Source organism: Sphingomonas sp. So64.6b (genome assembly GCF_014171475.1).
Classification (GTDB): domain Bacteria; phylum Pseudomonadota; class Alphaproteobacteria; order Sphingomonadales; family Sphingomonadaceae; genus Sphingomonas; species Sphingomonas alpina_A.
The window spans coordinates 4,821,625-4,835,909 of the sequence record NZ_CP048817.1 but is presented as its reverse complement, the minus strand read 5'-3'; the positions used below and the strand labels follow the sequence as shown (position 1 = coordinate 4,835,909).

17 protein-coding genes are annotated in these 14,285 nt (G+C 62.9%); 7 read left to right on the top strand and 10 right to left on the bottom strand.

All coding sequences use genetic code 11. From position 1 onward, the window contains the following. Positions 1-184: 184 nt before the first annotated feature. The 3 genes from G4G27_RS23045 to G4G27_RS23035 are packed head-to-tail and all read left to right on the top strand — an operon-like array spanning position 185 to position 1,640. Positions 185-1,027, top strand: a complete 843-nt coding sequence (locus tag G4G27_RS23045; protein ID WP_183110793.1) for a DUF1134 domain-containing protein — start codon at positions 185-187, stop codon at positions 1,025-1,027. Positions 1,028-1,056: 29 nt separating this feature from the next. Beyond that, entirely contained in the window at positions 1,057-1,482 is a 426-nt protein-coding gene (locus G4G27_RS23040; RefSeq protein WP_183113979.1) for a DoxX family protein, read from the top strand. A 2-nt stretch (positions 1,483-1,484) separates the two neighbouring features. After that, positions 1,485-1,640: a hypothetical protein gene (locus G4G27_RS23035; RefSeq protein WP_183110792.1), complete on the top strand. Its 156-nt coding sequence runs from the start codon at positions 1,485-1,487 to the stop codon at positions 1,638-1,640. Between the two features lie 50 nt (positions 1,641-1,690). Here the strand turns inward: G4G27_RS23035 and G4G27_RS23030 are convergent, their stop codons facing one another. Next, positions 1,691-2,221, bottom strand: a complete 531-nt coding sequence (locus G4G27_RS23030; RefSeq protein ID WP_183110791.1) for an NADAR family protein — start codon at positions 2,219-2,221, stop codon at positions 1,691-1,693. Then, positions 2,222-3,559 (bottom strand): dihydroorotase, encoded by a 1,338-nt coding sequence (locus tag G4G27_RS23025; protein ID WP_183110790.1) that lies wholly within the window; start codon positions 3,557-3,559, stop codon positions 2,222-2,224. Positions 3,560-3,632: 73 nt separating this feature from the next. On the opposite strand from G4G27_RS23025, the gene G4G27_RS23020 reads away from it, so the two are divergent. Then, positions 3,633-4,343 (top strand): folate-binding protein, encoded by a 711-nt coding sequence (locus tag G4G27_RS23020; RefSeq protein ID WP_183110789.1) that lies wholly within the window; start codon positions 3,633-3,635, stop codon positions 4,341-4,343. 11 nt (positions 4,344-4,354) lie between these two features. Here the strand turns inward: G4G27_RS23020 and G4G27_RS23015 are convergent, their stop codons facing one another. Continuing rightward, positions 4,355-4,777, bottom strand: coding sequence for a VOC family protein (locus G4G27_RS23015; RefSeq protein ID WP_183110788.1), 423 nt, complete (start codon positions 4,775-4,777; stop codon positions 4,355-4,357). A 209-nt stretch (positions 4,778-4,986) separates the two neighbouring features. Here G4G27_RS23015 and G4G27_RS23010 point away from each other — a divergent pair, with 209 nt between their 5' ends. Continuing rightward, positions 4,987-5,583 carry an AAA family ATPase gene (locus G4G27_RS23010; RefSeq protein WP_183110787.1) on the top strand — a complete coding sequence of 199 codons (597 nt, stop codon included), beginning with the start codon at positions 4,987-4,989 and terminating at the stop codon, positions 5,581-5,583. Here the strand turns inward: G4G27_RS23010 and G4G27_RS23005 are convergent. The 3 genes from G4G27_RS23005 to G4G27_RS22995 form a co-directional block, all read right to left on the bottom strand. Continuing rightward, positions 5,562-6,875, bottom strand: coding sequence for a UDP-glucose/GDP-mannose dehydrogenase family protein (locus tag G4G27_RS23005; RefSeq protein WP_183110786.1), 1,314 nt, complete (start codon positions 6,873-6,875; stop codon positions 5,562-5,564). The two genes, G4G27_RS23010 and G4G27_RS23005, sit on opposite strands and share 22 nt — an antisense overlap. 276 nt (positions 6,876-7,151) lie before the next feature. Then, positions 7,152-8,282: an OmpA family protein gene (locus G4G27_RS23000; RefSeq protein ID WP_183110785.1), complete on the bottom strand. Its 1,131-nt coding sequence runs from the start codon at positions 8,280-8,282 to the stop codon at positions 7,152-7,154. Positions 8,283-9,010: 728 nt separating this feature from the next. Continuing rightward, the gene (locus tag G4G27_RS22995; protein WP_183110784.1) at positions 9,011-9,679 is read right to left on the bottom strand and encodes a spermidine synthase; all 669 of its coding nucleotides are present in this window, start codon (positions 9,677-9,679) and stop codon (positions 9,011-9,013) included. A 168-nt stretch (positions 9,680-9,847) separates the two neighbouring features. Here G4G27_RS22995 and G4G27_RS22990 point away from each other — a divergent pair, with 168 nt between their 5' ends. Further along, entirely contained in the window at positions 9,848-9,994 is a 147-nt protein-coding gene (locus G4G27_RS22990) for a lmo0937 family membrane protein (protein ID WP_183110783.1), read from the top strand. A 127-nt stretch (positions 9,995-10,121) separates the two neighbouring features. Here G4G27_RS22990 and G4G27_RS22985 read toward each other — a convergent pair whose 3' ends face one another. The 4 genes from G4G27_RS22985 to G4G27_RS22970 all read right to left on the bottom strand — a co-directional run bounded on the left by G4G27_RS22985 (position 10,122) and on the right by G4G27_RS22970 (position 13,596). Continuing rightward, complete coding sequence (locus G4G27_RS22985; RefSeq protein WP_183110782.1) at positions 10,122-10,685, bottom strand: glycine zipper 2TM domain-containing protein; 564 nt, start codon at positions 10,683-10,685, stop codon at positions 10,122-10,124. A 127-nt stretch (positions 10,686-10,812) separates the two neighbouring features. Then, positions 10,813-11,766, bottom strand: coding sequence for a diaminopimelate epimerase (gene dapF / locus G4G27_RS22980; protein ID WP_183110781.1), 954 nt, complete (start codon positions 11,764-11,766; stop codon positions 10,813-10,815). A 109-nt stretch (positions 11,767-11,875) separates the two neighbouring features. Beyond that, a complete protein-coding gene (locus tag G4G27_RS22975; protein WP_183110780.1) occupies positions 11,876-12,973 on the bottom strand; it encodes a DUF2855 family protein in 1,098 nt (365 codons plus the stop codon). 65 nt (positions 12,974-13,038) lie between these two features. After that, positions 13,039-13,596: an MOSC domain-containing protein gene (locus G4G27_RS22970; protein WP_183110779.1), complete on the bottom strand. Its 558-nt coding sequence runs from the start codon at positions 13,594-13,596 to the stop codon at positions 13,039-13,041. A gap of 125 nt (positions 13,597-13,721) precedes the next feature. On the opposite strand from G4G27_RS22970, the gene G4G27_RS22965 reads away from it, so the two are divergent. Then, positions 13,722-14,285 (top strand): helix-turn-helix transcriptional regulator, encoded by a 564-nt coding sequence (locus tag G4G27_RS22965; protein ID WP_183110778.1) that lies wholly within the window; start codon positions 13,722-13,724, stop codon positions 14,283-14,285.

Sequence of the window (14,285 nt, the reverse complement as noted above, 5' to 3'; positions counted from 1 at the left end):
CGGCGGCTATAGCGAGGGCCTGCCCGGCGATCAACAGCGCGATGAAAGTTAGATGGTTGCGCATCAAATTGTCGCAGTTCCGCCATTGGGCGCGAATTCGACTCATGTCACCGCTGCGTTCATTGCGGGTCAATCAGGACACGCGCTAGGCTTTGTAATTGGGCGCGTCGGGGGAGTGGATACCATGCGCAAGTTTATTTCGACGATCATTGCAGCGACGCTGATGCTGGGTACCGGGCCTGCGGGATTCGCGCAGGTCCGCACGATTGATCCCAATCAGGCGATCGATTCCGATTTGTCCCGCCCGTCCGCGCAACCGCAGGACGCGCCGGTCCCGCTCGACCAGGCGCCAGCCTATCCGGAATATACCCCGCCCGCCGATCCAAATTCGGCCAATCCTCAGGCGCAGTATAGTTCGCCCCAGAACAGCGCGCCCCAGTATAATGCGCAGCAATCCGACATGCCGCAGTCCGACATGCCCCGCTCCGCGGATCCGGCACAGGACGCCAATCGGGCGAGCGCCGAAGCGGAGGTTGCAACTGCCACTACTTTCAAGCGTGAAGAATTGCTGGTCGCCGCCGAGCACACCTTCGGCAAGGGCTCCGCGGGTCTCGCCGGGATGCTCGAAAAGCTGCTCAAGGAACAGGGCGAACCCAACGCTTATATCGCCGGCAGCGAAGCATCCGGCGCGATCGTCGTCGGCCTGCGCTATGGCAAGGGCGAGCTCTTCCATAAGGTCGAGGGGCAGCAAAAAGTCTATTGGACCGGACCGTCGATCGGCTTCGATCTGGGCGGCGACGGCAACAAGGTCTTCGCGCTGGTCTACAATCTCCATGACTCGGAAGATCTCTACAAGCGCTTCCCCGCAGGCGAGGGTCGGCTCTACTTCGTCGGTGGTCTTGCCGCGACCTATCTGCGGCGCGGCAATATCGTCGTCATCCCGATCCGTCTGGGCGTCGGGTGGCGCCAGGGCGTCAATGTCGGCTATATGAAATTCAGCCACAAATCGAAGTGGTTCCCGCTGTAAGAGCGGTCTTCTCCGACATCAGGCCTTCTCTGTCGCAGGGTGCTGAACGCGCTCGAACGGCTCTTCGCTGGCTGCTGGCCGCCGCATATCTGATCGCCGGCATCGCGCATCTGCGATCGCCCCAGGCGTTCCTGGCGATCACCCCGGACTGGGTTCCGTTTCCGCAAGAGATGATCCTGCTCACCGGGATATGCGAGATCGCCGGCGCGCTCGCCTTGCTGACCGCGAAGCTGCGCTGGATCGCGGGCATGATGCTCGCCGCCTATGCGGTGTGCGTGTACCCCGCCAATATCAAACATGCGATCGACAGCGTCGAGATCGGCGGCAAGACGCTCGGCTTATGGTACCATATCCCGCGTCTTGCGTTTCAGCCGGTAATCATCTGGTGGGCACTGTTCGCCGGCCGGGTGATCGACTGGCCGTTCCGGCAGCGCGCTTATCCGGAAAGGGTATGACCATGACCGATTCGATCGACGACACTATCATCGACACACCCGAAGGCCCGATGACCTGGGCCGAGTGGAAAAAGAAGAACCCGGTGCAAATCCCGTCGCGGCGCACCAAGGGCAAGGACCTGCCGGTCAAGGTGAAGCGCTTCACCGAGAAGAAATAAAGCCGGGTCGGAGAAGGCGTAGCGAGGGGTTTGCGTGCCCTGAGCGGCGCTCAGGTTTCGTCGACGTCGGCTCGAACCTTGGTGAGAATACGCCCAAGTAAATTCGCCCCGCGCCACTCGGCGGGATTGCGCACCGCTGGGTCGTCCATCCCCAATCCGGCGCCCCAAATCCAATCTCGGGCATTTGCTTCAACAAGCATGGCGGAAGCAGTAGCTTTGAGTTGACGCCCGGCACCGAGGTTCTGCCGGAATTTCTCGAGATTGCCGGTGTAGACGATAGCAATTTTCCATTCGTCCCAGACATCCTGCCGAAACCCTTCGACCAATTGGCCGTACCGTTTCTGCTGTGCTGGATCGACGGTCGCCATTATCGCTTTCGCGCGTTGTACGTCGTCGAACAATATTGCCTTGGCGAACATCATCCATTGCTCCGCGGTCACAAACCGGTGCTCTCCGACCGTAAAGGGAGTCGCGTGCCACTGGCTGAAGACGCCCCGGATGAAGGGCGAAAATGTAGCGAAATGCGCTGGATCAGGAAGATCGGCCGGTGAAAGCCTGCTCCCCCATAATGCCTCGCCCATCTATCCGAACTCGACCGCCTCGAACCGGATCGGCTCGCCGATCGCCGCTGCGGCCAGCGCGCCGTCCCACATCGCCCGGCGGCCGCGCACGATCGTGCCGATCGGCCGGCCAGTCAATTCCATGCCCGTGAAGGGCGACCAGCCGCATCGTGACGCAAGCCAATCGTCGGTGATCGTCCAGCGCGCCTTCAGGTCGACGATCGAGAAATCCGCGTCATAGCCGGCGGCGATCCGGCCCTTGCCAATGATATTGAAGACACGCTGCGGTCCGGCGCTGGTGAGATCGATCACCCGCTGTAACGTCGTGCGGCCATGCGCGACATGATCGAGCATCAACGCCAGCATCGTCTGGACGCCGGGCATGCCGCTGGGGCTGTCGGGATAGGGCTTGGCCTTTTCCTCACGCGTATGCGGCGCATGATCGGAACCGAGAATGTCGGGCACGCCCTGGTTGAGCCAGTGCCACAGTCCGTCGCGATGCACGCCGGAGCGGATCGGCGGGTTCATCTGTGCCCAGGTGCCGAGCCGGGGATAGGCTTCTTCGCCCGCCAGAGTCAGATGCTGCGGCGTCACCTCGCAACTCGCGATATCCTTGTTCTGGCCGAGCAGTTCCAGTTCCGCCGGCGTGGTTACATGCAACACATGGATACGTCGCCGTGCCGCGCGCGCGAGGTTCAGGATGCGCCGCGTGGCAAGCAGGGCGCTTTCGTCATCGCGCCACACGGGATGCGACGACGCATCGCCCGCCACCCGCTCGTTCACGCGGGCATTCATCCGCGCTTCGTCTTCGGCATGGATCGCGACCCGGCGATGCCCCGATGCCAGCACCTCGGCGAGTGAAGAATCCTCCGCCACCAGCAGATCGCCGGTCGATGCGCCCATGAAGATCTTCACGCCCGCCGTACCCGGCATGCGCTCCAGCTCGGCGAGGCTCGCCGCATTATGATTGGTCGCGCCGACGTAGAAAGCGTGATCGCACCACATGCGGTGATGCGCGCGCGTCAGCTTGTCTTCGATCGCCTCGGCGCTGTCGGTATTGGGTTTGGTGTTGGGCATCTCGAACACCGCGGTGACGCCGCCGAGCACCGCCGCGCGGCTGCCGCTTTCCAGATCTTCCTTATGAACCAGCCCGGGTTCGCGGAAATGGACCTGGGTGTCGATCACCCCGGGCAGGATATCGAGGCCGGTACAATCGATCGTCTCGCCCGCGTCGCCATCCGGTCGATCAGGCGCGCCGAGCTCGACGATCTTGCCGTCGCGCACGCCTATGCTCGCCTGTACCGGTCCGGCGGGCAAATGAACGGTGCCATTGGTCAGCATCAGGTCGAACTTGGCCATTATCCGCCTCTTTCGCTGGGCCCCTGTCGCTGGGCCCCTTTCACTGGGATCACCGCACCCCTACCTGTTCATCATGAGCGAAACCACCCCGACGATGCTGGACGACCGTGCGCTGATCCGTATCGCCGGCGAGGATGTTCGCAGTTTCCTGCAGGGGCTTGTCAGCGCGGACACGATGGGGCCATTGCCGGCCTGGTCGGGCCTGCTCACCGCGCAGGGCAAGGCGCTGTTCGATTTTCTGCTCTGGGCGGATGGCGACGACCTGTTGATCGACTGCGAAGCGGATCAGGCCGATGCGCTTGCCCGACGGCTGTCACTCTATCGCCTGCGCCGGGCGATCACGATCACACGCGACGATAGCCTGGCGGTCCATTGGTCGCGCAACACCCGTTCAGGCGTGCCTGACCCGCGCCTCGCCGAGCTCGGCCATCGCTGGCTCGCACCGCCAGCCGCACCAGCAAGCGGCTGGCACGCGCATCGCCTGTCGCTTGGCGTGACCGAGGGACAGGCCGAACTGGGCAGCGACAAGACCTTGTGGCTCGAATGCAATGCGCGTGAGCTGAACGGCGTCAGCTTCACCAAGGGTTGTTATGTCGGTCAGGAGAATACCGCGCGCATGCACCACCGGTCGAAGGTCAACCGTCGCCTGGTCGTCACCCCGCTCGGCGAGCCCGGCGAGCGGACACGAATTTGCTATCCCGAGTTCGGGCTGATGGTCGAACACCGCCGGGTCGAAGCGCTTGGCGACGCCATCATACCCGGCTGGCTCGCTGCCGCGCTATAGGCCGCCGAACTCTATAACCCGAACGTCACCATGCCGCGTTCGTCGATCGACCAGGCAGGGTTCCATGCGATCTCCCAGGCATGCTCGTCGGGGTCCGCGACATAGCCGCGAAACCCGCCATGTTCGGGCGCATCGCCGCGCCGCAGGATCATTCCACCCGCCCGACCCAACCGATCGATCAACGGCTGAACATCTTGCTGCCGAGGTACGTTATGCGCCATCGCGAACGCTCCCGGCCGGCATAAACCGGGTCGCTTCATATCCGCCTCGAGTGCCGGTTGGAGCCACGTACCGAGCATCAAGCCATTCATCTGGTAGAAGATGATCTCTTCATTCTCGAACACGGGTGCCCAGCCGAACCCATCGACATAGAAATGTCGCGAACGGGCGAGATCGGCGACGCCGATGGTGATGACGGAAATCTGTTGCTGCATGGTCCACACCCTTAAGTGCGCCGACGCACCGCGCGTCGGCGCACTTAAGGGTCGCGGGACTCGATGGCCAGCCATCGGACAGAGCACCGCCAATTCATTGGGCGGATGCGATCGGACTAACCATACCGACCCGTCTTTCTCGACGCGTTCTTTTACGTCGCCGGGCACGGTGTCGCAACCTCGACATGATATGGATACGGACAGATCCGATGATTGAGCCTGATTTGAATTCAAACCGTTTCGTCATCATCTCCGGATGCTCGGGCGGCGGCAAATCGACATTGCTCGCCGAGCTGGCGCGGCGTGGCCATGCCATCGTCGAGGAGCCGGGGCGGCGGATCGTCGCACAGGAATTGAGCGGTGATGGCGCGGCGCTCCCCTGGGTGGATGGCGTCGCATTCGCCCATCGCGCGATCGAGCTCGCGCTGGCTGACCGATCTGCTGCGGAAACCAGGCCTGGTTTGACCTTTTTCGATCGGAGCGCGATCGACGCGGCATCGGCGCTGGAATATCTGACCGGTGAGCGGCTCGTGACGCGATTGGGCGGCTTGCCGCACTATCACAAGACCGTTTTCCTGGTGCCGCCCTGGCCGGAAATCTACATCAACGACCGGGAACGGCGTCATGATTACGAGGATGCCATGGCGGAATATCAACGGCTGTGTTGGTCATATCCCCTGGCCGGATATGACGTATCGATCCTCGACAGGACGAACGTCAGTGAACGTGCCGGCCATATCCTGAAAATCTTGACGCCGCCGCGCAATGCGACCGGCGCCCCGGATCAGCGTCCGATCGAGCTATAGGCGAAGCCAGCGCGCTCCACCTCGGCCGGTGGATAGACGTTGCGCAGATCGACCATCACCGGCGCGGCCATCACCCCGGCAAGGCGCTTCAGGTCGAGCGCCCGGAACACATCCCATTCGGTCACGATCACCACTGCATCCGCGCCGGTCGCCGCTTCATAGGCATTGTTGCAATAGGTGACGTCGGGCATCATCGCCTTGGCCGGCTCCATCCCCTCCGGATCATATCCGCGCACCGTCACGCCGGCATCGAGCAGGCTCTGCACGATTGCCAGGCTCGGCGCGTCGCGCATATCATCGGTGTTGGGCTTGAAGGTCAGGCCAAGCACCGCCACGGTCTTTCCCTTGGCCCCGGTCGTACCGTCGCCGCCCAGCGCACGGATCACCTTTCGGCCCATCGCGCGTTTGCGGTTATCGTTGACCTGGACCACCGCCTCGACGATCCGCACCGGCGTTTCATAATCCTCGGCAGTCTTGAGCAGCGCGAGCGTATCCTTGGGGAAGCACGACCCCCCATAACCCGGTCCGGCGTGAAGGAATTTCGAGCCGATCCGGTTATCGAGGCCGATGCCGCGCGACACGTCCTGCACATTCGCGCCGACCGCTTCGCACAGATCGGCGATCTCGTTGATGAAGGTGATCTTGGTCGCGAGAAATGCATTCGCGGCATATTTGATCAGTTCGGCGGTACGCCGGCCGGTGAACAGGATCGGACTCTCGTTGAGGTAAAGTGGGCGATAGACATCGCGCATCACTTGCATCGCGCGCGCGTCCTCGGTGCCGATAACGATCCGGTCGGGCCGCTTGAAATCTCCGATCGCAGCGCCTTCACGCAGGAATTCGGGGTTGGAGACGACCGCGATATCCATGTCCGGCGCGAGCTCGGCGAGAATCTCCTCGACCTTGTCGCCCGTGCCGACCGGCACGGTCGATTTGGTCACGACGACGGTCGGACCGGTCACAGCCTCGGCGATTTCGCGTGTCGCGGCGAAGACATAAGACAGGTCGGCATGACCGTCTCCGCGTCGTGACGGCGTGCCAACCGCAATGAAAACCGCGTCCGCACCGGCAACGGCGCTTTTCAAATCGGTGGTGAAGCTCAACCGTCCCGCCGCGACATTGGCCGCGACCAGCTTGTCGAGGCCAGGCTCGAAGATCGGCATCCGGCCGGCCTCGAGCGCGGCGATCTTCGATTCGTCCTTGTCGACGCAGATCACGTCATGGCCGAAATCCGAGAAACAGGCGCCGGAAACCAGGCCAACATAGCCCGAGCCGATCATCGTGATGCGCATGGTGGAAACATTCCCATTTGTTGCGGGCCCATTTGTTGCGGGCGTCCCCGCCCGCGTCACCGCGACCCTCTAGCCGAACATGATAAAATTGCCACCCCATTGGCATGTGCGAGAGGCAGGCAGCGCCAGTTCACAGTTCAGGACCCTATCGGGCATATCCGGAACTCGCGACCATGACGAAGTGGCGCGATCGTCGCGCAAACACCGGCGTCAGACAAAACAAAAGGGAGGCCAGCAATGCTGACCTCCCTTCCGTTTTTTGTACGAGACTTGGGCTTAGTTGCCCGAGCCAGGTCCGTAGCTGATTTCCACGCGACGGTTTTCCAGCTCGCGAACGCCATCGGCGGTCTCGATGCGGGGACGGCTTTCGCCGAACGCCGAGGTGGAGATCACGCCCTCGGGGATCGAACGCGAAGTCAGGTAACCCTTCACCGCGTCTGCACGACGCTGCGAGAGGCCCAGATTGTACTTCGGCGAACCCGATTTGTCGGCGTGACCGGCAAGCATGACCTGCGTGTTACCGCAATTCTGGTACTGCGAGATCGCGTTGTCGAGCAACGACGCCGCCTGCGGCGTGACGTCCGACTTGTCCCACTCGAAGAACACGATGTACGGCCCAGGCGAGCACTGCACTGCCTCAGGAGGCGGCGGAGGCGGCGGCGGGGGTGGAGGAGGCGGTGGGGGCGGAGGAGGCGGCGGCGGAGGTGCAGCCGGCTCACCGAAGTTGTAGGTCAGACCGCCCAGAATGCTGTGCGAGCGAAAACGACCTTCAAATTCACGACCCGTAACGTCGACCAGGCCAACCTTGGCAGCGTTGAAGAAGCGATACTTCAGCGTTGCGTCGATATGGCTGCTCAGCGGAGCGCGGATACCTGCAAGACCCTGCCATGCGAACACGGTGTCGGAGTCGTCCAGGAATGGACCGTTGGTGTTCAGCGCGTAGCCGTTCGCCTTGACGCGAGCGACGCCGACGCCGCCGCCGACAAAGCCCTGAATGCCGTCATCGTCGCCGAAGTCGAGCAAACCGTTCAGCATGAAGCTGAGCGCCGAAGTCTTTCCGCCGGCATAGTCATAAGTGCCAGCCGGGAACGCCGGGTTAAGCACGCCGTTCGACAGATAGACCGGCGTAGTCGTGGTCGAGCTATAAGAATCGACGTTCGCGCTCTTGTAGCCGACTTCCGCTTCAACGCGGAAAGGACCGAAGTCGTAGCCGATGACGCCATCGACGTCGTAGCCGTATTTACTGTTGACCTGGCCGGCACCCGCAAGGGCACCAATGTCGAAGTCGATGTCTTCCACGATCATCGCGCCACCTTCGACGCCCACGTACCACGAATCGTCGCGGGCGAGAGCTGGTGTGGCGAGAGCAGTGGAGGCAAGCGCCATTGCGATGGCAAGCTTCCGCATAAAAATCCCCTTTCGTCGTTGTCACTCGGACAGCGCAAACTCCCTACTCAAAGGTTGGTTTCCACGCAAGCGCACAAATTTCTCACGCTGTTGCCCGAACGCAACAGAATGCAGGCAATTCCCTATATTTCGATACGAAGCTTCAGGCACTTGCTGCGTGCAGACGATCACCCGTTGGTGACGGGCTGATTCCCTTGCCAACGGCGGAGCCACGCCCATCCGTCCGCGGCGCGATATGCCGCAGACACATGTAAAACCACGCAATTTCGCGATTATCGGCGAATCATATCGCTGCCGGATCGGGCCTGTATGTTGTGGCGCCAATCCCGCTCTTCCCGGCCGTGAAGCCGCTAATGGCGCTACGACGACGATATGATAACGGTTTTCGACCCGGACAAAGGTCGGGCAGCAAGGTGAAGATCGAGGCTTTTTAGAAGACGATTCTTTTCTGCGCCGGGCTGGCCGGCAACGATCGATCGGCCCTTTATCGAGTCGGTTCGATTCTGACTTTATCGGTGGTTCAGGGCGATTCTGGTTTGCCATGACCGGACCTGTCACCATCGGGCAACAGGTTGTTTGCTCAAAACCTGAGCCCGACTGCCTCATTGATCCAATATCCCGCATCGCGGCATTGCAACGGAACAGCAGCAATCGGGGCATAAATTGCGACCGGATCGGATCGATTTATTCGCCGGGATAGTGATGAAGGCGCTTCACCGCCCAGCGAGTCAGCGCGATCGCTCTGCCAGCCAGATGATATGGCGCGCGCCTTTGCCGCCGCTGCCCGACCGCACCACCATTTCCTCCACGGCGAATCCGTCACGCAGGCGCCGCGCAAACGCCGCATCGGCGCCCGCCGACCAGATTGCGAGCACCCCGCCAGGCCGCAAGGCGGAGCGCGCCGCGGCAAGGCCACGCGTCGAATAAAGCGCGTTATTGCCGCCGCGCGTCAGCCCGTCCGGGCCGTTGTCGACATCGAGTAGGATCGCGTCATATGTCTCGGACCCTGCCCGGATCAGCGCGCCGACATCAGTTTCGATAATCACCACCCGCGGATCATCGAGGCTCCCTTCATGCACCGCCGCCATCGCCCCGTGCGCCCAGTCGATCACCGCCGGTACCAGTTCGGCAACGGTCAACCGGGCACGCGCGCCGAGCACTGCCAGCGCGGCACGCAAGGTGAAACCCATACCGAGCCCGCCGATCAGCACATTCGCGTCCGCACGCCCGATCCGTTCCAGCGCCAGGGTCGCCAGTGCTTCTTCCGAGCCGCGTACCCGGCTGCTCATCAACTCGTTGCCGCCGAGCATGATCGACCAGTCGTCGCCCCGCCGGAAGAGCTTGAGCACGCCGCCGCCCGGTATCTCGGCGCTATCGATCAATTCGCGTGGAACCATGGCCCGATCTAACCGCGCAATGGGGCTTGCACCACCCTTTCGGCGGATCTGCCTCGGCGAACCGCTCCGGATGTCCCTGGAACCCGATCGGCACCCGCATGGTTGTAGGCACAGGACCCTAAAGCCTGACAGGCCGGACGACCCGGCCCTCGATAAGGATTAAAACCGATGCTCTGGACAATTGCCGTCATCCTGCTCGTCCTCTGGGCGCTTGGCTTCGGCCTCCATGTTGCGGGCGGATTGATCCATATCCTGCTTGTGATCGCGGTGATCGTCGTCGCCGTCCGTCTGCTCAGCGGACGAAGCGCGGTCTGACCAAAGCGTGAAATAAAAGGATCGGCGAAGCGCGCCTGCGCTCCGCCGATCCTCTTATTTCTTAAGCCCGACAGGATTCGGCGAAAAACGCCGGAATCCGATCTCGATCGAGGGTCTGGACCCTAGTTCAACGGCATTTTACCTGCTGGTTGTTCTGGTCGATCGACTTGCCGGCGACACCGCCGACAATCGCACCCAGGATCGTACCGACGCCGCGCGAATGGCCGCCATCGATCACATTGCCTAGCACACCGCCGCCGATCGCACCGACGATCAGGCCAGTCGTACCGTCATTGCGCTTGCAATAATAACGACCGTCCTGGCCGCGATAGACCCGTTCGTCCGAACTCAGCACCCGCTCCTGATAATTTCCGTCGCGATAATAGCGCGAAGGCTCGTAACCCGATTCGACCCGGTCGTCGTCGTCGTAGCGCGGTGCGTTATTATAGCCGCCGGGGCCGCCATAGCCTGGGCCCCCGTTATAACCGCCCGGTCCGGGACGCCCGCCGCCGCGATTGCGCGCCTGCTGATAGCGATCATATTCCTGCTGGAATGCGCGAAGCTCATCCTGCAATCGCTGCTGCGCCTGCTGGAAACGCTGCTCGTCCTGGCGTGTCTGCGCGCTGGCGGGCGTCGTGAACGCCATCAGACTGGTGGCGCAAAGCGCGGCGACGATCGTGAAACGAGACATACATGTTCTCCGGCGTGGTTCGTTCACCCCAACCGTCATGGACGCTCTTTGTTGCGTCGCTGTCAAATCGTTACGAATCCGATATCGCTACATCGCGCTCAAACAATCTGGATTCCAGGCTGGTACCTCAGGAGATCCCGTCCACCACCGCCGCCCAGGCAGCGATTTCATCGTTGAAATGCCGATCGACCTTCACATCGCCGGCGATCCCGCGATCGGCATCGACCTCGGCCGACCCGGTCCAGTCATAGGTTGCGTTGCCGGACAGCCGGACCATCCCGTCGCTCTCCGCTTGCGCCCTGACCAGGCCGCCACGATTGAACACACTCAATTCCACACCGAACTCGGCTCGCCCCGTCAGGCATGCCGCGAACACCGACGCCGCCATCGCACTACCACAACTGTCGGTCAGCCCGACGCCGCGTTCGAAGGTGCGTACGAACAGGTCCGCGCCGCGCTGTTCGACGAAAGAGACATTGGCGCGATTGGGCAGCCATTCGGGCGCCGCCTCGCAAGCCTCGCCGACCGCGACCAGCTCCGCCTCGTCGACCGTCTCGACGAAGCTCACCAGATGCGGATTGGGCATCGCGACCGCAGTGAAACTGCGCCGCGAAGGCAGCATCGCGATGGGCCGCTGCACGATCTCATGTCCTGCCCCGGTTTCCGCCTCGATCAGCGGCCAGTGCGTCACGTCGAGATCCGCCGGTCCTGCCGTTTCGCGCACGCTGACCACACCCGGCGCGAGGTCGGCATCGCGTTCGGCATGAGCACTCGATGTCTTCAACCGGACTTCGGCCCGGTCGATCCCCAACGCATCGAAACCCGCGCGCGCCACGCAGCGCAGCCCATTGAGGCACGTCTCGGCTTCGCTGCCATCGGCATTGAACATGCGCATGCCAAAATCGTGCAGCTTGTCGCCATCGGTCAGCAGCAACAGGCCGTCGCCGCCGACCGGCCCGCGCCGGTCGGCCAGCGCCCGGGCAACGCCGGCCCATGCGGCATCGTCGAGCTCGATCGCGCGAGCGTCGATCAACGGGAAATCATTACCCGATCCATGGCATTTGACGAAGTCGAACCGCATTTCTGGGCTTATAGCGAAGCGGCGAGCGTCGCGCCATGATCGGCATTCGATAAGGCGCGCCGAAAGCACGGGCGCAGCTGCGCGCGAAGCATGATCACCCCAAGCGTCGTCACCAACGCATCACATAACCGATATCGGGCTTTGCCCGGCCCGCTACCTGATCGCGCCAGACGCGCTGCATCGCCTCCGGCCCGCGCTGGTCCTCGACCGTCACCCAGCCCGCGGCATCGACGACGAACGCGCGCCAGCGCTCGGCCACCGCGCGCTGGAAACCATCCTGACCGATCGCGCCGATCAGCGTCGCGGCGGCATCGGGCGCGAAGAACCAGACTGGCTTTGGCCCGCTGGTCATTCCCGCCCCGCTCGTCATGCCCCCATCGCCGCCCTCGTCATGATGCGTTACGCCGACCTTGAGGATATGGACGAGCCGTTCGGCCAGCCGCGCATGAACATCGGAAAGCAGGCCGGCATTCCCGGCGAAATCGACCAGCACGACATTGCCCGCCACGTCCAGATCATCGAGCGCGTCATAAGCGATCACCTGATCGTACAACCCGGTATCCTGGACGAAGCGGAGATTGGATTTGCTGGTCAGCCCGATCCGCCTGATGCCCGGACTGCTCGTCCGCGCGACATGGGCGAGGCCCATCGCGGTCTTGCTCGACGCACTGGTCAGGATCACGGTGCGGGCACCCTGCCAGTCCTGACGACGCAACTGGTCATCGATCAGGAAACTGGTCAGGAACAAGGGCTCGAACAACATCCGCTCGTTCTCGCGCGCCGGATCGTGCGACGGATCCGCGGCGAGCCGGCGATACTGGTTATAGACCATCGCCATGGGCTGGCGATGCGCCGCCATGTCGCGAAACATGCCCGCAGAAATCTTGCCGGGTTCGACGATCAGGTGCGTCGCCATCGGCAGATACCCATAGACCCGCTCGCCGACCGCGATCTCCGGGTGCCGCGACGCCGTAACCCGCGCATGGCCCCAGACCGGCACGATCCCCCAACCTTCCGCGGCGGGAAAGAAATACCAGTATTTGACCTGCTCGCCGACCACCGCATAAGTGACGTTATTGGCGGTGAGCGCGAACGCCTCCACCTCCAGCAGCACCTCACCGTCCTGGGGCTCGGGCGCGATCGTCTCATTGATCGCGGTTTGCTCAAGCGCATCCTTACGTACCATCATCTCGCGCTTGATCGGCATCGCACTCTCCCTCGTGTCGATCGTTTCGATAGCCATTTCCGTGGCAAAAGTCAGCGCGGATGAGGTCAGACCGCCTCCAGTCGCCGATGCGGTCCCGCCGGCAAGGTAACACGCACCGTATCGCCGGGCCGTATCTCGCCGCCACTCACCACGATGGCCATCACGCCGGCCTTGCGGATCAGCGATCCGTCAGGCGCGCGCGCCAGGACCGCTTGGGTCAGCCCGGCCTGCACCGCCTCGAGTTGATGGCAGGGATTACGCAGGCCCGTAATGCGGATTCGTGCATCGTCCCCGATGCGCAGGATCGTATCGGTCGGCAGGTCGAGCAGCGCGATCCCCCTCACCGTGATATTCTCGCCGATCCGGCCGGGGCCGATCGCAAAGCCTTGTTCGGCCAGCTCGTCGAACAGCTCGGCATGGATAAGATGGACTTGCCGCAAATTGGGCTGGTCCGGATTCTTCGCGACCCGTGACCGGTGCTGGACGGTCACACCGGCATGAGCATCGCCAGCGACACCCAACCCTTCGATAAGGTGGATCGAGCCGCGGCATGGCTTGGCGAAGCGATGCGCATCGTCGCACGCCACCGCCGCCACGCGCCCGATCTCGCCGCCTTCGCTCATTATTGGCATCATGGCTCAGCACCATACCGAACACCAGCATGAGTTACCCCCGCCACCTGGATACTTGCCAGATTGACCTGTTTATCACACAGGTATAGAACCAAACTGGTTAAGGATGATGATCGATGATCACCGCGATCCGCGAAGTCCGCCGCGCCAGGGGGATGACGCTCGACGATGTCGCGCGGCGTTGCGCCCCACCGACCACCGCGCAGACGATCGGCCGGCTTGAGACGGGCACACGCACGGTATCGGTCGGCTGGCTCAACCGCATTGCGGGTGCGCTCGGTGTAACCGCAGCGGATCTCGTCAGGCTGCCGACGCGCAGCGACATTCCGGTGGCGGCGATCCTCGATTCCGGCGGCGTTCATGCGCCGAAACACCAAACCTCACTCGCCCCGCCATCGCCCGGCCCCGGCCTTGTCGCGGTGACCGTTGCGGCCGGGATCGGCGACTATCGCAGCGGTGACGAGCTCTGGTGCGAAACGCTTGCACCCGACAGTTTCGCACAAGCAATGAACCGCGATGTGCTGGTCCCCCGCCCCGCCGGCCGCTTCCTGTTCGGCCGCCTGATCGGGCGCGAGGACGGCAAACTCCATTTGCTTCCACTCGGGCCGGGCGGGCGCCAGCAAGTCGTCGCCGATCCGCCCTGGATCGCTCGTGCGGTTCGGCTGGTGCGGGCGCTTTAG